Annotated in this window: 18 protein-coding genes and 1 pseudogene; 6 read left to right on the top strand and 13 right to left on the bottom strand. The window is 38.8% G+C overall.

Annotated features, from left to right (window positions below; translation table 11 throughout):
- From G4P69_RS16630 to G4P69_RS16605, 6 genes and pseudogenes are all read left to right on the top strand, one after another.
- Complete coding sequence (locus G4P69_RS16630; RefSeq protein WP_208339973.1) at nucleotides 1-936, top strand: NAD-dependent epimerase/dehydratase family protein; 936 nt, start codon at nucleotides 1-3, stop codon at nucleotides 934-936.
- Between the two features lie 225 nt (nucleotides 937-1,161).
- Nucleotides 1,162-1,707, top strand: coding sequence for a dTDP-4-dehydrorhamnose 3,5-epimerase (gene rfbC / locus G4P69_RS16625; RefSeq protein WP_208339981.1), 546 nt, complete (start codon nucleotides 1,162-1,164; stop codon nucleotides 1,705-1,707).
- Nucleotides 1,708-1,836: 129 nt separating this feature from the next.
- A pseudogene (locus G4P69_RS16620) lies at nucleotides 1,837-1,950 on the top strand (Uma2 family endonuclease); the annotation flags it as partial.
- 349 nt (nucleotides 1,951-2,299) lie between these two features.
- Nucleotides 2,300-3,100, top strand: coding sequence for a TIGR04255 family protein (locus tag G4P69_RS16615; RefSeq protein WP_243902197.1), 801 nt, complete (start codon nucleotides 2,300-2,302; stop codon nucleotides 3,098-3,100).
- A complete protein-coding gene (locus tag G4P69_RS16610) occupies nucleotides 3,084-3,650 on the top strand; it encodes a hypothetical protein (RefSeq protein ID WP_208339972.1) in 567 nt (188 codons plus the stop codon). The genes G4P69_RS16615 and G4P69_RS16610 overlap by 17 nt, the downstream gene beginning before the upstream one ends.
- Entirely contained in the window at nucleotides 3,625-4,065 is a 441-nt protein-coding gene (locus tag G4P69_RS16605) for a cysteine peptidase family C39 domain-containing protein (RefSeq protein WP_208339971.1), read from the top strand. The genes G4P69_RS16610 and G4P69_RS16605 overlap by 26 nt, the downstream gene beginning before the upstream one ends.
- Nucleotides 4,066-4,224: 159 nt before the next feature.
- On the opposite strand, the gene G4P69_RS16600 is transcribed toward G4P69_RS16605, so the two are convergent.
- From G4P69_RS16600 to G4P69_RS16545, 13 genes are all read right to left on the bottom strand, one after another.
- A complete protein-coding gene (locus G4P69_RS16600) occupies nucleotides 4,225-4,461 on the bottom strand; it encodes a CopG family transcriptional regulator (protein ID WP_208339970.1) in 237 nt (78 codons plus the stop codon).
- A gap of 129 nt (nucleotides 4,462-4,590) precedes the next feature.
- Nucleotides 4,591-4,980 (bottom strand): RpnC/YadD family protein, encoded by a 390-nt coding sequence (locus G4P69_RS40250; protein ID WP_310834144.1) that lies wholly within the window; start codon nucleotides 4,978-4,980, stop codon nucleotides 4,591-4,593.
- Nucleotides 4,961-5,554, bottom strand: a complete 594-nt coding sequence (locus G4P69_RS40245) for a hypothetical protein (protein ID WP_310834143.1) — start codon at nucleotides 5,552-5,554, stop codon at nucleotides 4,961-4,963. Before G4P69_RS40245 ends, G4P69_RS40250 begins: the two co-directional genes overlap by 20 nt.
- 416 nt (nucleotides 5,555-5,970) lie before the next feature.
- A complete protein-coding gene (locus G4P69_RS16590) occupies nucleotides 5,971-7,167 on the bottom strand; it encodes a glycosyltransferase family 4 protein (protein WP_208339969.1) in 1,197 nt (398 codons plus the stop codon).
- Between the two features lie 314 nt (nucleotides 7,168-7,481).
- On the bottom strand, nucleotides 7,482-8,315 hold the full coding sequence (locus G4P69_RS16585; RefSeq protein WP_208339968.1) for a glycosyltransferase family 2 protein: 834 nt from the start codon (nucleotides 8,313-8,315) through the stop codon (nucleotides 7,482-7,484).
- A 47-nt stretch (nucleotides 8,316-8,362) separates the two neighbouring features.
- Nucleotides 8,363-9,124 (bottom strand): FkbM family methyltransferase, encoded by a 762-nt coding sequence (locus G4P69_RS16580; protein WP_208339967.1) that lies wholly within the window; start codon nucleotides 9,122-9,124, stop codon nucleotides 8,363-8,365.
- The gene (locus G4P69_RS16575) at nucleotides 9,114-10,307 is read right to left on the bottom strand and encodes a glycosyltransferase (protein ID WP_208339966.1); all 1,194 of its coding nucleotides are present in this window, start codon (nucleotides 10,305-10,307) and stop codon (nucleotides 9,114-9,116) included. The genes G4P69_RS16580 and G4P69_RS16575 overlap by 11 nt, the downstream gene beginning before the upstream one ends.
- On the bottom strand, nucleotides 10,308-12,179 hold the full coding sequence (gene asnB, locus G4P69_RS16570; protein WP_279605115.1) for an asparagine synthase (glutamine-hydrolyzing): 1,872 nt from the start codon (nucleotides 12,177-12,179) through the stop codon (nucleotides 10,308-10,310). It abuts the gene before it with no gap.
- A gap of 173 nt (nucleotides 12,180-12,352) precedes the next feature.
- The gene (locus G4P69_RS16565) at nucleotides 12,353-13,450 is read right to left on the bottom strand and encodes a glycosyltransferase family 4 protein (RefSeq protein WP_208339964.1); all 1,098 of its coding nucleotides are present in this window, start codon (nucleotides 13,448-13,450) and stop codon (nucleotides 12,353-12,355) included.
- Nucleotides 13,451-13,514: 64 nt separating this feature from the next.
- Nucleotides 13,515-15,059 (bottom strand): hypothetical protein, encoded by a 1,545-nt coding sequence (locus G4P69_RS16560; protein WP_208350580.1) that lies wholly within the window; start codon nucleotides 15,057-15,059, stop codon nucleotides 13,515-13,517.
- A gap of 38 nt (nucleotides 15,060-15,097) precedes the next feature.
- Nucleotides 15,098-16,621, bottom strand: a complete 1,524-nt coding sequence (locus G4P69_RS16555; protein WP_208339962.1) for a polysaccharide biosynthesis protein — start codon at nucleotides 16,619-16,621, stop codon at nucleotides 15,098-15,100.
- A 276-nt stretch (nucleotides 16,622-16,897) separates the two neighbouring features.
- The gene (locus tag G4P69_RS16550) at nucleotides 16,898-17,488 is read right to left on the bottom strand and encodes an FkbM family methyltransferase (RefSeq protein ID WP_208339961.1); all 591 of its coding nucleotides are present in this window, start codon (nucleotides 17,486-17,488) and stop codon (nucleotides 16,898-16,900) included.
- A gap of 238 nt (nucleotides 17,489-17,726) precedes the next feature.
- The gene (locus G4P69_RS16545; RefSeq protein ID WP_208339960.1) at nucleotides 17,727-19,016 is read right to left on the bottom strand and encodes a glycosyltransferase family 4 protein; all 1,290 of its coding nucleotides are present in this window, start codon (nucleotides 19,014-19,016) and stop codon (nucleotides 17,727-17,729) included.
- Between the last annotated feature and the right edge of the window lie 92 nt (nucleotides 19,017-19,108).

Below are 19,108 nucleotides of genomic sequence, written 5' to 3'. Positions count from 1 at the left end.
ATGCGAATTCTAATTATGGGTGGCACCCGGTTCATTGGTGTGTACCTAACACAACTCCTATTAGCACAAGGACATGAGGTTGTACTGTTCAATAGGGGTAATCGTCCTATCCCCTCTGGTGAGGTAGGACAAATTATAGGCGATCGTACTGATAGTAACCAGCTAAAGGAGAAACTGTCAAAAGAAAATTTTGATGCTATTTTTGACAATAACGGGCGGGAACTTAGTGATACTCAACCACTGGCAGAAATTTTTCAAGATCGTGTTCAGCATTTTGTGTATATGAGTTCTGCTGGGGTGTATCTCAAATCTGACCAAATGCCCCATATAGAAGGAGATCCTGTTGATCCAAAAAGTCGCCACTTAGGTAAGCATCAAACAGAAGCTTATCTGATGCAGCAGGGTTTGCCTTTTACGTCAATTCGTCCGACTTATATTTATGGTCCCCAAAACTATAACGATCTGGAGGCATGGTTTTTTGATAGGATTGTGCGCGATCGCCCTATTCCTATTCCTGGGAATGGGTTGCACATCACGCAGTTAGGTCATGTAAAAGATTTAGCAAGGTCGATGTGCAAGGTTTTGGGTAATTCTATAGCAGTCAGGCAAATTTATAATGTGTCGGGCGATCGCTTTGTCACTTTCGATGGTTTAGCAAAAGCCTGTGCTGTAGCTGCTGGTAAATCACCAGATAGTTTGCAAATTATCCACTATGATCCCAAGAAATTTGATTTCGGTAAGCGCAAAAGTTTTCCCTTGCGAACACAGCACTTTTTTGCTTCAGTGAATAAAGCTATTACACAATTAGGCTGGCAACCTGAGTATGACTTGATTTCTGGGTTAAAAGACTCTTTTGAGAATGATTATCTAGCATCAGGTCGGGATAAATTTGATGTAGATTTTTCTGTGGATGAGGAGATTTTGCAAGCTTTGTAGATACCACAATCACCCATGCCATAACCCCTTCTCTCTATATTGGGGAGAAGGGGGTTATGGCATGGCGGCTCACTGGCTAAGGCACTTATTGCTGTCTCTGTTCGTCTTTCACTACCAAACAGCAATACAATACCTATCTGTGGTATATATCTTACCAAGATGGTAGTTGAATCAATTAAGAGCAGCTATGTACCAGGAATTTGTAGACGAACAGAGGATAGCACGATGAAGATTATAGAAACTGAAATTCCTGATGTATTGGTAATTGAACCGCGAATTTTTGAAGATGAGCGTGGCTTTTTTTATGAAAGTTATAATGAGAGAGTTTTCCAAGAAAAGGCAAATATTACGGAGCGCTTTGTTCAAGATAATCATTCCCGCTCAGCTGAAAATATACTGCGGGGGTTACACTACCAAATCAAACAACCTCAAGGCAAATTGGTGAGAGTTGTCGTTGGTGAAGTGTTTGATGTGGCTGTGGATTTAAGAGCTAGTTCTAAGTGGTTTGGTCAATGGGTTGGGGTCAATTTGTGTGCGAAAAAAAAGCAGCAGCTTTGGATACCTCCCGGATTTGCTCATGGTTTCTTGGTAGTTTCAGAATATGCAGAAGTTCTGTATAAAACTACAGACTACTATGCTCCAACTTATGAACGAACTATTCTTTGGAGCGATCCTGATTTGGCGATCGCATGGCCTGTTGAAACACAACCCTTTCTTTCTGTCAAAGATCAAGCAGGTAAGTTATTGAAAGAATCAGAAGTTTTTCCTTGAAGATTATTTTGTGTAAATAAACAAATAGAAGATGCTGCTGCTACTCGAAGAATCACTTTAGAAGAATTAAGATCTAACGTAGACGGTGATAGTCGAGAATAACTCGAGTAAAGCAAAGGAGTACATACTATGACTCAAGCCTTACCTAAAACAAAACTAGTAACCTTTGAAGAATTCGTTGCTTGGTATCCTGAAAATTCAGAACGTCGCTATGAACTGCATGATGGAATGGTTGTAGAGATGGCTTGAGACGCTTCTCCTCACGGAGAGGCTGCGCCAACGCGCGTCGCGCAGCTATGCCCGCTTTCTCTTTACGCTATCGCCACCATTGTTTTGGGTAGTCGTGGGATTGTGGTTACGCCAGTAGTTGTGTCTTCACAGGGAGAAAAGTCAGAATCCATGATGAAGGGGGAGCATCGCAAATGTGTAAATTTATGTTACGACTCATTGGCTGAAACGCTCCCTTAAATTTAATCATCTCAGCAATACTCCAGGCTGAAGAGTAAAAAATTGCTGAAGCTACTGGTGAAGAGCTAGCCATGTAATCTAAGCTAAGACTATAATTAGTAAGCTTTTAAGGTACACAATCAACTTGATAAACTTGCCTGAGTCAAAACGTGTAATCTACAAGCACAACCCCCTTATAGAAGTTGTGTGTCAATTACGCTTTCCACCTATACTGAAAATTTCTCATCAAGAGCCTGTTGAGTTCCAAGATGAGATTAGATTTCAGTATCCACTTTTTGAGATTACTCAGCCACAAGTTCCAATTGAAATAGCCAAAATCATACAGCAACTTGGTGTATCTTTGCCAAGTGATTTGTCTTATGACTTCAAGTCTGAGGATAATAAGTGGCAGTTAACTATAACGCAAGATTTTATTGCTCTAACCACATCTGTATATGAGAGGTATGAATATTTTAAAAAGCGTCTCAAAGAGGCTGTGGAAATTTTTGAGAAAATATATAAGCCATCCTTTTATACAAGAGTCGGGTTGCGGTATAAAGATTTAATTATCCGTTCAAAATTAGGACTAAAAGATAAAGACTGGTCAGATTTAATTGAAAGTCATATTGCATCTGAACTTCATAATCCAGAGATTTCATCTTCCATTCAAGCAATTACTAAGAATTTGATTCTCAAAATAGAATCTGGACAAGTTCATCTTAATCATGGACTTGTTACTGTAAAGGGTTTAGAGAACAACGATGAGGAACTCGCTTATTTATTAGATGCCGATTTTTATACAGAACAAAAAATAGAGAGGAATGGAGATGTTTGGGAGATACTCGACCACTTCAACAAATCCGCTGGAAAGTTTTTCAGATGGAGTATTACAGACACCCTCCGCGAAGCGATGGAACCACAAGAAATTGATGATGCCGAAGTATAGTGAAACTTCGACAGGCATTGTTAGAAACAACTTTGTTTTTGATAGAGATAGTGGTAAGCAACTCAAAATTCAAGATCCTTTTCTTGATTTGGAGGTATCTGCTTCAACTCTATCTTTTAGAACTGCATGGCATCAATTCCCCTCAAGCAGAACCGTTATGTTGCTGAAATGCCTATTAATTCTCCAAAGCTTGCCTGAAACTGTTTTGGAACAGGCAGCTAAGAAGCTGGAAGAATTAGGACCTCCTTACTTTGCTACTGACAACATAAATAAACAGCAGGCGCAAGCAGTCGCTAATCTATTTATTAGCGATCATCTTCCTGATCGTTTTACTGCTGACCAACCTTGTCTTACTCAAACAAGAAATGCTTGGAATATCCCTATTATTCTTACTTATCCATACATCGGCTCACTAGGGCAAGTTGGTACGGTTTCGGTTAGCACAGCTTCAGAATTAATTCTGTCCTACACCCCAATTGAGGAAATGAAACAAACAGGACAGAAACTTTACGAACTACACCGTGATGCCATCCAAGCTCGTTTTTCATAAACAAGAAACTCCCTATTCTTGCGTACCAGCTTGTCTACGTATGGTCTTATCAGGTTTTAATATTGACCTCAGGGAGAAAGAGCTTCGTGAGCTTTGTGATTGTACTATCTTTGGAACAGAAGCATTAAAAGCAGTAGATGCAGCACGTAAACTGGGGTTTGACAATACTGTTAAATCTACATTGTCAATGGATGAACTTCTAGCTCAGGTCAATTGCGAAACTTATCCAATTGTTTTTGTTAACTTGCTGCTGATTGATCAAATTAGGGATACACACGCAATGGTTGTGATAGCAGTTGAGGAAAGTAACATTTTAGTCTATGACCCGTTGAAAGGAGAGCGAAAAATTCCGCGCTCAACTTTTGAAAGCGCTTGGGCTATGATGCACAACATATCAATTCTGGTACAAGTTTAAGGGTCGCCACCCAGTTGTTGCAAAATCTCACCACGAGTCTTGTTTTTTGGTATACCCTCTTAATACAGATGAAGCAAGATTTTTCAGCAGTTTGGTGTTCCAAATGAGCGGTTAGGTTTGGATGGTCGGGCTACGGTTACTGTGACAAATTTCACGACGCTACAATTCATCTCCCGGTATGGGATTGACATCAGGGACTCTTGCCAAAATTTGATCAAAGCGATCATAATCAGCAGCTTGTGCTGCTTGCCACAACTGACTGAGAGATCGCTCTGCTGCGACATGCCCTTCGATCACGGTGATCAACCATTGTTCTAGGGGAACCTGATTCACCTGTGCCAAGCGGCGAACTTCCTGCATTAGCTCTTCTGGTAATTCCAATGGATAAGAACTCATTGGCTGAAACGCTCCCTTAAATTTAATGATCGCACCAACACTCCAGGCTGAATCACTTCAATTCCAAATTGTTGTGCGGCGGGTAAGAAGTCTCGTTCGTTGAAGGTGACGATTGCAGATCCCTGGGCATTAATTGCACATTTGATTAAATCTCCTTAATAAATCCTCGCGAGATGACTGTAACACTAAAGGAGTAAATTCTTCCGGTGATAATGCTAACAAAGATTCAACAATTGCTGATAATTGTTCGTCTAAAGTACCAAACCGAAATCGAAGTAAGTTTTCTATAGTTGTGCGACGTTCATTTTGAGTTCCTTCTTGTCTACCTTTCTGTTCAGCCTCTGCCAAGCGCTGTTCATATATCGGTGATAACTGCATAATTAATTCCCTATCTTCTACATCTAAATTCTGATTTACTTCTAAAGTAGTTTTCAAGTTTGCCAATAAATCTATCGCTTTACCACGTAAAGGATTGTTACTATCCAATGCCTGCACTTCCTCAATAGCCTGCTGTTGCACTCTCCCTTTCCCCAATAATCTCAACCACAGTGTTTCTGGCGTTACTGGTAATTGGTGAACCAGCGCTGCAGGAGGGTTTCCCTCCGTAGGCGACTGGTGAACCCGAAGGGTGAATTGCTACCACTGCACCTCGCCAAGATTTATCAAAAAAATGAACACCCCTTCCCCATTTATCTTCATCTAATTCAGCGCCAAATCCTTTTAAAAAATCTTCGCTCGCTGTGGGTGAGAGAATCCATAGTCGCGGTAAAGTATTTTCGTCTAACCTTGTCCCATTCCGCTTTGCTTCCCGTTCAAAACGAGCGCAGGTATCAAACAACTTACTCGAACAACTGCGAACTTCTGATATTGTTACTGCGTTCCGAAACGGCTCTATCAGTGCTTTTGTTTCGGCAAATCTTCCTAGTAATCCCAAGGTTTGTTTATCGATTTGGGCTTCAGGTGATGGTGCAAAGTAAACGTCTATTTCTCGTACTTCCCCAGCCACATCTTTACTTGTTTCTACTGAACCTAATGGTGATAATAGTTCTTGTAAATAGTCTTTGGCGAAACGGTCGTAGGGAAATTTAGTCATTTTGCTTTACAGTGTATCAGCTCTTGTATACTCGTCAATTGACAACACATTTGATTGCTCTTTTAGCTCTTAATAAGCTACAAGATAAATTATACTTATTTTACGAGACACGCAAGAGCGATCCCGCGAGTGCGGGCAGCGCTTCTCTTCTCGCTCTTCGGAGACGCTGCGCGTAGCTTGCTTCCCCGCAGGGGTACGAGACGCTTCGCGAACGCTATCGCCACCATTGTTTTGGGCAGTCGTGGGATTGTGGTTAAGCCTGTGGTAGTGCCTTCGCGCGGAGAAAACCCTGAATCTGTGGTGCGAGTGTTGCGAGATTGTGGACTTTTCACCTAGCCGGGTGGTGCTAGGTTTAATTCGGGTTTAAAAATGGAGAAGCAGTAGTATAACGCGCGATTGATAGAAATATCTAGATTTTAGGTACGGTAAGTAAATAGTAGTTTTTCATATTCATCTAACGCGTGTTCAAAGGTATATTTACTTTCATACAGCTGACGTGCTTTTTCACCCATTGCCTTGATTTTTGAGGGGTCATGGGATAATTCAAGTATTGTATTAGCAAGGTGTTCGGGATTATGAGGAGGGCTGTTAATCCCACAGCCGTAAGTCGTTAATAAGTTGTCAATGTATGAATTTGGAGAAGAGATAGCAACAATTCCCCTTCCTGCTGCTAGCATTCCGTAGAGTTTAGAGGGAGCGACAATTGACTCAGCACCGGGAATTAGGCTGACTAAAGAAATATCACAAGCTGTCAAGGATAAAGATATATTCTCTCTAGTTTGGAAGGGGAGAAGTAAAATATTTTTTAATTGATATTTTTCTATTGTTTGTTCGATTATTTTCTTTTTTGGTCCATCACCAATGAAAACAAACTGTATGGGGCTATTTTTGAGTAAGTTGGCTGCCTCTACAATAGTTTCTATATCATGCAGTCGTCCCATGTTTCCAGAATACAAAACAGTGAAGATTTTATCTAAACTATGTTGAATCGCAAATGGATTGTCTTGTTTATTGGAAAGATTAATATGTTCAATTGCCCAATTTTCAATAACGCAAAATTTGTCTTTTAAGCCTGTTTTCTGTTCTATAAATTTTTGCATAGAGCTACTAAGAACGATTGTGTAGTTAGAAGAGTTATATATGATGTTATTTAAATAGCTAAAAAAATTAAAGAAAATACTTTCCTTCTTAATCACACCAGCAATTACAGCAGATTCAGGAAAGATATCTTGTAGTAAAAAATAAAATCTTCCACCCTTAAATATTCTAAAAAACAGACCCAAAATTCCAGCATAGGGAGGATTGGAAGCAATGAGTACCGGCGTCTGTTTAGGAACCCGAAAGAGTATATAAGCTAACCCTCCTACAAGAAAAAATAGAGAGCTATTTACTTTGGTTATAATTCCATGCCCCTTTTCTTGAACTGTGAAGGAGCGTGAAACTTCCAAGTTCTGCAAAGATTTAGGTGTAGCTTGTGTAGTTTCTCTAGTACCAGTAAAAATTTGTACGGAATAACCACGTTCTGCAAGACCATTTGCTAAATCGTTCATGATCTGAGCAGTAGCAGCAGAACTTGGGTAAAAATATTGAGTGATAATTGCAATTTTGTCCATTGTTTGAGGAAAGTGAATTTAAAGCCCTAAGTCTCTTGGAGAGAATGGGGTTCGACTGCCAAATAAACCATAATACACCCAGTAGAATAATGACTTCTTGGTTTCGCTGATTACCCAATCGAGAGATTGTTGGTGTTTCCAGCAACGTGGATCAGATCCTTGAGTTGACTGGTTTAGACTTAGAGATTTTCATACTCAAGCACGAGACTACATTAGATCTTGTTTCATGTTATCCGTCAAAAATTATGATATATGTCTTTAATTCTCTCCAACCTTTTAGTAGCAATTTTATAGATAGATTTATTTTTAAATAATTACAGAGGTAGTCCAGATTTATAACGTTTTAACTCTATAATTTTTACTACAGTCATAAATTCATACATAGCGTAAAGTAGACAGAAAACTAGGGCTGTCGGTCCTTCTAAAAAACCTAATCTAAGAAAATACATTTGTAGAAATCGGAAAATTGGACGAACGAACCAAAATCTAGCTGCTAAAAGCCTGAGCCTCAGTTTACGCTCTGTTTCTAAGGAAGCTGCTTTGCCTGTTTCCAAAAATTCAACTACTTTCTGAGCATCCCAGGATGAGTAGCGATCATGTCGCTCTAACCAATCTGTAAAACCTTTAGAATTGGCAAAGTGATCATACGGTGTATTAATTTTACCTACTTTAGCATCAGGTGTAAATTGTTCCCATACACCACCCAGGAAATTAACTTGTCCTACCTTTAACAAACGGCAATGCCAATTAGGGTATCCCTGAGTTCTTTTGAGCCACTTACCCCAAAAGATGTAGCGGGCAGGAAGCTCAAAGGCATTGTACCGGCTATCACTCTTCAAGCATATGTGTTGAATTTCTGTAGCTAAATCGGGTGGAATGGTTTCATCGGCATCTACAAATAGCACCCACTCACCCTGTAAATTGCAATTCTGTAAAGCCCAGTTGCGCTGTTCAGAGATTTTAAATGGCGGTGGTTGAGTATGGGTGAAAACTTTTGCTTTTAGTGATTCTGCTAGTTGCTGTGTTCCGTCAGTGCTTCCTGAGTCTACAACAATAACTTCTTGACACCACTGCAAAGACTCAATACAACGTTTAATATTGCTAATCTCATTTTTCGTAAGAATAATACTACTAATTGGTAATTGCATAAGAGAAAATAAAACCCTCTCTTTTGTGACGATATTAAAGAGATCTGTTAGCTTCGATTACAGTAAAAGTAACCTAAATTTGAATGTTGAACTCGTTCAACTTGAAAATACTGCAATTTTAAAATCTTTTCTAATTCATCTACATCTCCTTTTGTAGGATGAAATTCTAGTACTATAGTTTTAACAAATTTAGTCCAGGTCAAATCTCCTGTAAATAGCTGAAATTCTGCACCCTCGATGTCACACTTCAAGAAATCACAGTTTCCAACACTGTCTATGTACTGACGAATATCAAATTCTTTTACTTTTGGGTTCGATTTAAGTAGAGATTTTGTCCATTCATCATAGAATCCACCAACTACGGCACATTCAATGATGGCACGTTCTGCATATCCATTTTGGTGAACGTTATGCTTGGCTACTTGGACAAGTTCTGATTGTGCTTCTACGGCATAAACTTGTGCATGAGGCGCTTCTACCAGAGCAAAGATTGTAAATGCACCACCATTAGCACCTAGATCAAGGATATGATGTGCTTCTCTCAGTTGACCTTTTTTGGCATAACAGAGATGTCCATATATTTCACGGACTACCCCAAAATCTAGTCTAGAGAAATGAAGTTTTTTATCACTCCACAAAATATTAAATGAATCACCAAAAATCTTGTCTACAGAGCCTAAGCTTCTAGTTTTAAGTAGTACATCTAAACATGTTGTTGCACCAGAGAGCCACTTAATAAAAAGAGGCAGAGACAAAATTCTTCTCACAATCCATAATTCTTTGAACAATCGCTTTAATTCACTTAGCATGATGTTTTTCGAGAATCTCGATGTAATGATTTGCCATATGCAGGGAAGTATTCTCGATGGAGAATAGAGACTCTACCCATGCTCTCAATTTAGGTAATACTGGTTCCAAAATATTTGGGACTTCCATCAATTCCTGAATAGCCGCAGTCCACTCTGCTGCAACTCGCGATCGCACCCACCCTACGCCACCTTCAGCCACTTCATCATGCAGTCCCACCTTATCCGAGATTAAAACAGGACATCCGCAAGCTAATGCCTCCACAACGACGTTACCAAAGTTTTCATGGCGACTTGGTAAAACGAACAGATTAGCAGCTGAGTATATTGCTGGAAGTTGCTGAGGTTCACATCGTTCTAGGAAGTGAACTTGATGTGATAAGTTTGCTAATTGAAACTGCTGCGCTAGTTTTGTTTTCGTGCCATCATCGTCACCTCCTACAAAAATCATTCGCCAGTTGAGATCACGCAATGGAGCCAAAGCTTGTGGTAATAAATCTAATCCTTTTTTGTGGTGTAGACGCCCTACATTTAAAAGTACAAAGTCATCTTCACCGATGTTTTGAGATTTACGCCAGAGTTTTGCTGCTAGTGGCGCAGGTTGCCAAAATTTGGGGTCTAAACCATTCGGAACAATAAAAGCCTGACCAGGTAGTTGTAACCAACGACATTCAACAAGTTCTTGTTTGCTAGTATAGTGGACGGCAGCAGCATTTGTAACATTAAAACGTTCTTGCCATAGATAGTAAGCCACTTTTTTGGCTGTTTTCTGCCGCCATGAGTAAGAACTAAGTGCACCTCTAAGTGAAACTACATAGGGAATGCCTTGACTTTTTGCTGCTTTACAAGCAGCGCCACTAGTGCGTTGCCAAACACCTGTAACATGAATAATATCAAATTCTTTTACTCTTACTTTTACTGCTTCCTCCATGCCTAGGGAATGGATGCCTATTCCTGGTTCTTGGGTAAAATAAGTAACTTTGACCCCATTGCGTATTACTGGCTGGTTGAGAGTTAATTGAGGTTGATGATTTAGACCAGCATTAGAGGTAAAAACCTCGACTTCATGACCAAGATTTGCTAATCCCTCACACAGTTGACTCACGCTGAGAACAGGACCACCAAACTTCCAAGCTGGAGCATAAACGGGAATGTAGTGCAAAATCTTGAGCTTCTTGAACATCATCTATTTATGGTATTGAAGGTAGAATCCAAGGGTAGTTAGCGCCCAGTAGCGACGAGCCTGTTTAGCAGGATCTCCCATTTTTAGCTCCCGTTCTATTTGGTCGGAGTTTAGCCGAAACTCATAGGCTTCATTAAGATAGGTTAAAGCTGAGTGTAAATGGTCTCGCATAATACCACTTAAGTACATAGCATAGTCTAGATCAAAGCCTGTTTTGTTGCGTTGAAGAACGTGCTGTAAGTTTGGGGGAATATGACAAGTTAGAAGCGGCTTTTTTCTTATTTTCGTTGTCCGTTTATAGTTCCAAGAGATCTGTATGACTGTTTCCATATAGCGCTTACCTAAATAAGGTACGCGTAGTTCCTGTTGATTTGCCATTGTTGCCCAGTCGCTATCTCTTAAGAGAGTATTGCGTAGATATCCCTGAATTTCGTTTAGAGATATTTGAGTCTCTATATCAAGATTCAAGTCCTCATCAGTTTTATAATTCCAATTCATCGTTGTATTATCAAAACTTTCGCTTGCAGACCAAAACTCATGTATTTGAGTTGGGGTTAGAAAACGCCGAATTTCCTGTACCATTCCCGGAGGTGAATCTATCTGCTGGAATAGAAGTTTGAGTCGTTCTTGATAAATGGGACTCCTACCCCAACTTCTTAACTTTTCTATCCAAGGTATAAAAACCGATTTTATTAAGCCTGCCTGCCGTCCCACTTGATATAACTGCCGCAATGAACGAAAGTGGGGATAGCCACCATGCAACTCATCTGCACCACAGCCACTGAGGACAACAGTCATACCATGTTCTAATGAGGCTCTCGATACTAGATAAGTATTTGAACCATCTGATGAAGGTTGATCCATTGCTGCAAAGCTATCGAGCAACCAATAACTCAGAGTTTTCTGAGAAAGTTGAGCTGTATGATGCTCTAAGTTTAATTGTCTTGCAGTCATAGCCGCTAAGTGGCTCTCATCTTTAGTTAAGTCTTGTAAGTTGAATGTAAAAGCAGAAAGCTTGTGTCCCATGACTGGACTTAAAAGGGTAGCAAGAACTGTGCTGTCTATTCCCGCTGACAAGAATAATCCTACAGGGACATCAGCAATGAGTTGTTGTTCTAAAGTACGCTGCAAAACCTCAGCATGAATCATTGGAGTATTTGCTTCGTCCAGTTGATTGTAAGCTAAGTCCGCGAGATTCCAATAACAATGGGGGGTGGGTAGTGCAACTAAGTCTTGCTTTAAATCGATCCAGGCATAATGAGCAGGAGGAAAAGCTTTAATTGCCTGTCGGATAGTGCGAGGCTCTTGTACACTGCCATGAACTAAATAATCATGTATACTTTGGTAATCCCAGTCTTTTGCCACGAGATCAGAACTAATAAGGGCACGGACTTCTGACGCAAAAGCAATACCTCCTCCTTGAGTTTGAGCGTAGTATAGGGGTTTAATTCCAATATGATCTCTTGCAATGAATAGGTGTTGTTGGATAGCATCAAATAATAGAAAGGCAAACATGCCATCTAGGTGGTCAACTAGCTGCTTGCCCCAGAGACGATAGCCTAGTAACAAGACTTCGGTATCACTATCAGAACGAAATTCTAAACCTTGTGCTTTTAGTTGTTGACGTAGTTCTTGAAAGTTGTAAATTTCTCCATTAAAAACTATTACATTGCCTGTACTTACATCTACCATTGGCTGATGTCCGGCTGGACTAAGATCGAGAATTGCTAGACGAGTGTGTAGTAGGTGAATTTCCCCTGATTCGACAGTTCCTTGCCATGTCCCTTGAGAATCTGGTCCTCGATGACGGAGTGCGGCTAAAACTTTTTCCGAATTCAAATTTTCTGTGCCTATGTAACCGTATATGCCACACATAGTTGAAAACAAAGAAGGAACTAGAATCACTAAGGCAAAAATTTTGAAAATTCTTTTCTAGAATTAATTCATCACCATAAGCATAGATTTTGTTGAAAGAAAATATCAATCATAATGAATTCTTCCGTGTTTATTGTTTCTACCACTGTACAGCCTTAACTAAACTGTATTCGTTATACACCCCTTTGCAAGATTTGATCGCAAATCTGGTGACATCTCTGTTCAAAATTCTTCTCGTCAAAGTACTCTAATCCTTCTGGGACTACTCCTTTGGGACGCTTGAGGGCGACACGAATTCCCCCTAATATATCCTCTTGGTCGTCAGGATTGACCAATATACCTAATGAACCGTTCCGTACAGCTTCTCGACTACCATCAACCTTACTAGCAACTACAGGAATCCCGCAAGCCATCGCTTCTAAAAAGACAATACCGAAGCCTTCTCCTTTGCTTGGCATAACATAAGCGTCTGCTAGTCGATAGTGGTCGGCTTTTTCTGCTTCAGGTATAAACCCCGTAAATACAACCTGTCTCTCAACGCCTAAAGACTTTGCTTTTGTCTCTAATCGTTGGCGATCGCCTCCTTCTCCTACAATCATGTAAGCTAGATTAGGAATTTCCTGAGTTAGGATCGGTAGTAACTCTAGCACTTCATCAAAGCCCTTGTAACGCTCACTGGAGTCTAGACGTCCTAGGGTCATCAAGACTGTTTTATCTTCTAACTGATAGCGCATCATAAGTTCAGAGTTTTTAACCCCAGGCTGAAAACTCTCAAAATTGACTGTATTAGGTAGTATAAATTCTTGGATGTTCTTTAATTTTGCCCAATCGAGGAAACGTTTTTTTGTCAGTTCGCTAACTGAGATGATCCCGTCGATTTTATCTACTAAATTATTAGCGAGCCAATTACGAGATCGCTGCCAAGCTTCTATGCCATGAAGTACGAGAAAAATTGGAGTTCTTGTCCAGATACCTACTAAATAGGCAAAGGGTAGTAGGTTAATGTGACCGCAAACAATTAGGTTAAACTTAGGATTGCAGTTAACAGTCTGCAAAATTCCAATTCCATAATTTAGTTTTCCATTTAAGTACGAAGTTACATAGGTTAATTTTTTAGGAAGTGACCCTAAAGGATCTACAACGCGACGTGGAATAGCAACAACTTCTGTAACGTAGGAATAGGAGCATAAAGATTGAAGGAAGTCTCGGTTAAATTTGGCTATACCTCCTCGACCACCGAAGGCATCTGGAGTTAGGACTAGGATTCTCATTATTTTTGAGTTATTGATGTCATCATACCTTATGAATCAAGTATATATTTTAATTATTAATAATTTAAAACAAATCATTTTTTAATCTTTCTATATTCTCTATTGATTTTGCATTTATTTTACTGCTGAAATATTTTTTTGCTGGTAAAATATTTTGAATTTTAGTTCTGGAAACAGCAAATTTGTAAATAAAAAATAATGCTATAACATATTTGGGAATATCCCATAACCAAATCCAAAATGTACTTAATAGTGTGCTATTGGGAATATTCATTAAAAAACTCAAAGAAAGGAGAATAAGAAGAAATCCGAAGAGAGCATTTCTGCTGAAATAAACAAAAAATATATATGAGAGTACAAAGCTATAAAATAGAGCAAAAAGGAAGTTACTAACAATAACACCTAGCCACCCAAAGCGGCGGTACATATCACCGTTAAAACTGATATTGGCTGAAGACCTTTCATACCGAATTCCCGTGTAACCCACGACTATCTCATTACCATCGATTAGTAAAGGTTTCCAGGGAGCTAATAGCTTTGGTACCCAAATGTATAAAACAGCATCAATATTTTCCCATTTAGCGTAAGGAATAACTGAAGGAGTATTTTCATAGATGATGTCATCTGATGCTCCAACTAAAGCACGACCAGTGAGCCAAAGATTAGATGTTCGATTAGGATCATCTAGTAAGTCATTAGTTTCTGTGACAGACTGCAATCTTTCTATAGGGTTACTTAAAGCTGAAGTATTAAAGGCTTTTGTATTTCGATAGGCATCCATAAAGGGGATCAGAAAAAATGCCAGTACTAAAAAAATAACAATAGCTTGTTTGATCATCTCACCAGAGCCACCAAACATCCAATATCCAACCAACAAATGCAATATTGGGTAGAGTACAGCACCTCTGGAACCAGTAGCAAAAGCGAGCATGAGATACAGAGCTAAAAGGAAATAAATAGTATATCGTTCCACCGTCTGAGTATCACGTATCAAAAGAGGAACGAGTATAAATGAAAGATAGATAAAGCGACTAAATATGACAAAAATAGTCCAAATGCCATATTGGTTTTCTACTATGAATGCACCAGCCTCTCCTCGATCTGCTGCTCCAGTAAATACTCCTGTTATTAAAGATAGAAATGCATAAATGAAAAAAAACCAACCAATAATTTTCAGAGGTTTGTAGAACGAGTGTGAATCAGGGATAGAAGGATCAGGAAGTGAAAAGTTAGGAAAGCGTCGATTAAAAGCTGGGTAAATGAACATTATGAATGGAAAGGTAACTACGTAAGCGATCTGCATATTGAAAAGGTTAGGATCAAAATCGCCATCATTACCGATAACCATGAGAATACTACCTACACCAAGTCCTAATAAACCATATAGAGATAGGACTGTGAGGGGGGTTAATAACAGAGTACTAAGGTGTCTCCGTTCTAGGTGGTAACTTAGCAAAACATACATAAAGATAATTATGCTAAGGGATAAATGTGGAGAATAAATCCTGGCTACAACTGCTAGTATCAGGCAAGTAAAAAGCAACATTATCTTGCTAGATAGAACTAAAGCTAATATTGGAAATGTTTTAGCAAAACGGCCTTTATTCATTGATATACTTTCGATTAAGAGGGAGATAGACTATTATTTCAACGTTTTCTTGAAAGGATTTGTCGACACAGACTGATGAGCCTAAACTTAACGTCGTCAGGCAGATTTAGCCATTGTATCGTGTAGAGACTTAACAGGATTCCAGATCCTATAATTGCAGATAAAACCGGAGTTAAGTAGCTCAAACCTAAGCCTAAAAAGATAATTCCTACAGATACTACAGACGCTAAAGCCAGCATAATCTGCAATACAGGTATATTGCCACCCAGATGAGCTATTTCCTGAAGAGTAAATTGTATTGGTATTAATACTGACCCAAATAGTTCCCCTACTACTACTGCCCATCCAACTGCCACTAGACCACTCTGAGAAAGGAAAATAAAAGTTCCGCCCAGCACAGTGGTTGTCTGAACCACAGTTATAATACTTTGCGCTCGAAGATGATTAATTCCAGCGAGATAACTGTTTAAGGGACTGCCAAAGTTTTTTAAAGATATCGACCATGCTAAGAGTAAGTAAAGCACCCAGTCAAAGTCGATTTTTCCTCGCGTCCAGTGCAGGTAGATCGATTCGACAAAAGGTAAGCTAACTAAGATGCCAAAGTTTATCAACATTCCACTACTCCACCAAGAAGCTGCTATAACACTGGTTAGTTTTTGGTACTCACCTTGCACGTGATAGCGAATGACTTCTGGGAGCAAGGGTTGAGTCACAATAGTAGTAGCTTGTACAAAGGCGTTTGAGAGCGTTCGCATTGTCGTGAATGTGGGAGCGACTGCTGTTCCTAGTAGACTTGATATAAACAAGACAAGACCATTATTTTGAAGTTGTAATAAGATTCCAGCAACAGTGAGAACAAGAGACTTGCTAAAGTTAGTCCAAGCCATCTTCCAGCTACCATCTTTCCAAATGGGATGAAGTTGGTAGAATAGCCGATAGACATCAACATACAAGAATAGATTCACAAGTGTTATAGTTAAACCCATCAATATTGTTGCTGTTAATAATTGCTTGCTGATTATAGCAGCGAGAATAATACTTAAAGACTGAGCCAATCGTATAATAATTCCCCACCATTGACTCCTAGCATAGAGTCCAGCAGCGGGGTACACGTTAACTATAATTCCACCAATAGAACCACTCAGTATCCAGGTAACTACTAGACAAATTAGTCCTAATCCAGGTCTTTGATCATTTAGTAGTGCTGGTCTAGCACCTAAGAAGTTTCCTAGAAATCCAAATGAGATAATTCCTAAAACTATTAATAGCTGTGATATTCCTAAAAGGACAGCCATCATAATACTTGATGCAATTAATTTCTTTAAAACCAGAAAATTTGTAGAGTATAGCTTACATATCTCGTTACCCACATAATTTTGATGTCCCGTATCAAGGGTTTGTAGTAGTGCAAATAAAGCAAATAAACTTAGCCATAAGCCATATGTTTCTGCACCCCAGAATTGTAAAAGGATTGGTACAAGTAATATACTATTAGTAAATGCTAAACTAAACGATATGATTCCAACTAAAATACCATTCAGAGTACGTTTTTCGACCGTCATATTTTTTTAACAAAGGAGTATTGGAAATACTTATTCAATTTATTGAAAAGCAAAAATGTTCATATTTAAGGAGAAAAATTAATTTACGCTCTTCAATGCCTGTTATGTAAAATTATCAGTTAAAAATCAAAAATTACCTTCAAAATGAAGGTCAAAATCATAAATCACTGCCAAAGCTATAAAATTTGAGTAAATAATCCTCCTTTTTATTGTATGGCAACGATTTTGAGGTATTTTGAAGACAGTTTAATATTATATGTAATGAAGAACCTCAATTTATTGGGAGTAAACAAATATCTCGTCATACTGAGATTGGTTGCACACACTTTTATTGTTGAGAGGCTTGAAGGAATGCCTATAGAAAAAGTCATAAATGTCTTGAGGCTTATATCCGGCTACTTCAAGATAGTCTTTAGTAATCTCAATAATAAACGTAGACTGCCTCAACAAGTTCATAGATTTTTCAAAGCCTTGTAATACTGACATTTCATCACCCTCTACATCTATCTTTACGCACTTAACAGAAAGAAGATCCGATGTAGAAATTACCCTATGAACAGGAGAAAATTTAGCTATTGTATATACACTACTTTTTGTAATGTTTTGCCTAGAATTCATGCCGGTATTACCAAGATAAGAGAGATACAGGTAATTCGTTTCTTCATTTGAACCTATACCTTTATTGAATACTTTAACATTTGTTAATTTATTAATATCTATGTTTCGTCTTAGCTGTTGAAATTCTCTTACTGAAGGTTCAAAACTAAACACAATACCCTTATCACCTAATAACGTAGCCGCCTGAATCGACATATAACCGATATGAGCTCCTACGTCGATGAAGTTTCCTCCTTCTTGAAGAGCCATCAGCATTGAGTTGACTACATATAGATCATGCTCCTGACTAGTGATAAGCTTTTGATCCACTAATGATAGTGGTGATAGAAATAACGATATGTCATTAATTTTGTATAGCGCTTTACCAAAACAAAGATTCATTAATAGACCAAGACGGTACTTACCCTTGTTTACAGGAAAGTTATGTAAATAGTATAGATAAAATTTGTGAACTAACTTTTTTACAAAATTTAGACACATAGTTTATTCATCCTCCTTTTATTAAAGTCTTAACAGTATTTAATGTTGGCACATTGTTATCTAAAATAGGAAGGTATCTGAGAGTACGGATACACTGCCGCGCGACTATACGAGGATTAGAACGCTTCCAGGAAAATTTAGGTGGATAGGCTTTTTCACCTCTCGTAACCGACTGTAGTAACGAAATCCAACGCTCAACAACAATATCACTTCTAAAGTTATTAAAAACCCACTCATATCCTCTGATACCCATTAAATTTAATTTTTCAGGATTTGAGAGAAGTTTAATGAGTGTGCTACTAAGTTCTCTTTCAGAATTAATCAACACACCTGTGTACCCATTCTTTACAGTCTCTCTTAATCCTCCATAATTAGCAGCAACTACAGCCGTTCCTGCTGCTTGAATCTCAATCGCACTAACACAAAAAGTTTCATATGAACCTAAGCAATTTGGATTGACGACTCCCAGCACTTTAGAAGAAACTATTTTAGGAATATCTTGAGGTGAGACTAGTCCCATAAAAGTTACACCCATGGCTTTTATTTCTTCTGGGGTCCCTCCAAGATAAGGAACAATAGCACAACGCTCAAATTCTGGATCGGCAATTCCCAATGAACCAAGGTTGGTGTATCGATTATATAACTTGCTACTGCCAAGAACAGTTAAAGTAGCTTCAGGAAAAATAGCGTGGACAGCAGGCCAAGCTTTGGCTAAATGTTGAAAACCTTTGGATGGTGTAAGAGAACCAAGGTAACAAACTGCCAAAGCATTTTTTACACAAGAAGTATATTTCGAGGAATCAATATCAATAAAGTTATATACGAACTCAGTCTTTTTAAAGACTCGGTGATCACGCAACTCGTCAGACTGGCTAGCAGAAACACAAATAACTCTACGGACAAATTGTGAACTTTCAAATAAATTTGCCATTGTTGGACTTGGACCATTATGATCCCAAACAATACACGGCTGTGCTAAAATCTCACATTCTTGAACTCCGGCAACTGTTTCTTCATTTGCACGATTGTTAAAAATAACAACATCTAGTTCTAATTTTCTTGCCTGAGCAACTGCATTACTCAAATTTTCAGCCTGAAACTGCGATAATTTGTCAACAGGTGTTGGGGCATGGTTAGAGAAAAAATAAACTCCAATCCCGTTAGAGGTAGAGGCCAGTTGATAAGCTAACCGTAGAACTAGAGAGTCAGTACCACCTAAAGCTAAGTCTCCCGAAAGAAATTCTAGCCAACTCCATGTATCTAAATCTCGAGAAGGAAAGTAAAAGCCTATACGCATTTTGAACGATTAATTCAGTTAATTAGATTGAACTTACTAAAGTGGTTGTTTGAACCCAAATAATAATGCTTATTCCATAAAGATTTTTAGGA

Origin of the sequence: Aetokthonos hydrillicola CCALA 1050, from assembly GCF_017591665.1 — a bacterium.
GTDB lineage: Bacteria > Cyanobacteriota > Cyanobacteriia > Cyanobacteriales > Nostocaceae > Aetokthonos > Aetokthonos hydrillicola.
Note: the sequence above shows the minus strand (reverse complement) of the source record. Positions and strands in the feature narration are given on the sequence as shown.

What these genes read in the sequence shown, in the direction of transcription:
- G4P69_RS16630 (WP_208339973.1), top strand. Translation starts at nt 1, where the DNA reads ATGCGAATTCTAATTATGGGTGGCACCCGGTTCATTGGTGTGTACCTA.
- rfbC (WP_208339981.1), top strand. Translation starts at nt 1,162, where the DNA reads ATGAAGATTATAGAAACTGAAATTCCTGATGTATTGGTAATTGAACCG.
- G4P69_RS16610 (WP_208339972.1), top strand. Translation starts at nt 3,084, where the DNA reads ATGATGCCGAAGTATAGTGAAACTTCGACAGGCATTGTTAGAAACAAC.
- G4P69_RS16605 (WP_208339971.1), top strand. Translation starts at nt 3,625, where the DNA reads ATGCCATCCAAGCTCGTTTTTCATAAACAAGAAACTCCCTATTCTTGC.
- G4P69_RS16600 (WP_208339970.1), bottom strand. Translation starts at nt 4,461, where the DNA reads ATGAGTTCTTATCCATTGGAATTACCAGAAGAGCTAATGCAGGAAGTT.
- G4P69_RS40245 (WP_310834143.1), bottom strand. Translation starts at nt 5,554, where the DNA reads ATGACTAAATTTCCCTACGACCGTTTCGCCAAAGACTATTTACAAGAA.
- G4P69_RS16590 (WP_208339969.1), bottom strand. Translation starts at nt 7,167, where the DNA reads ATGGACAAAATTGCAATTATCACTCAATATTTTTACCCAAGTTCTGCT.
- G4P69_RS16585 (WP_208339968.1), bottom strand. Translation starts at nt 8,315, where the DNA reads ATGCAATTACCAATTAGTAGTATTATTCTTACGAAAAATGAGATTAGC.
- G4P69_RS16580 (WP_208339967.1), bottom strand. Translation starts at nt 9,124, where the DNA reads ATGCTAAGTGAATTAAAGCGATTGTTCAAAGAATTATGGATTGTGAGA.
- G4P69_RS16575 (WP_208339966.1), bottom strand. Translation starts at nt 10,307, where the DNA reads ATGATGTTCAAGAAGCTCAAGATTTTGCACTACATTCCCGTTTATGCT.
- asnB (WP_279605115.1), bottom strand. Translation starts at nt 12,179, where the DNA reads ATGTGTGGCATATACGGTTACATAGGCACAGAAAATTTGAATTCGGAA.
- G4P69_RS16565 (WP_208339964.1), bottom strand. Translation starts at nt 13,450, where the DNA reads ATGAGAATCCTAGTCCTAACTCCAGATGCCTTCGGTGGTCGAGGAGGT.
- G4P69_RS16560 (WP_208350580.1), bottom strand. Translation starts at nt 15,059, where the DNA reads ATGAATAAAGGCCGTTTTGCTAAAACATTTCCAATATTAGCTTTAGTT.
- G4P69_RS16555 (WP_208339962.1), bottom strand. Translation starts at nt 16,621, where the DNA reads ATGACGGTCGAAAAACGTACTCTGAATGGTATTTTAGTTGGAATCATA.
- G4P69_RS16550 (WP_208339961.1), bottom strand. Translation starts at nt 17,488, where the DNA reads ATGGCTCTTCAAGAAGGAGGAAACTTCATCGACGTAGGAGCTCATATC.
- G4P69_RS16545 (WP_208339960.1), bottom strand. Translation starts at nt 19,016, where the DNA reads ATGCGTATAGGCTTTTACTTTCCTTCTCGAGATTTAGATACATGGAGT.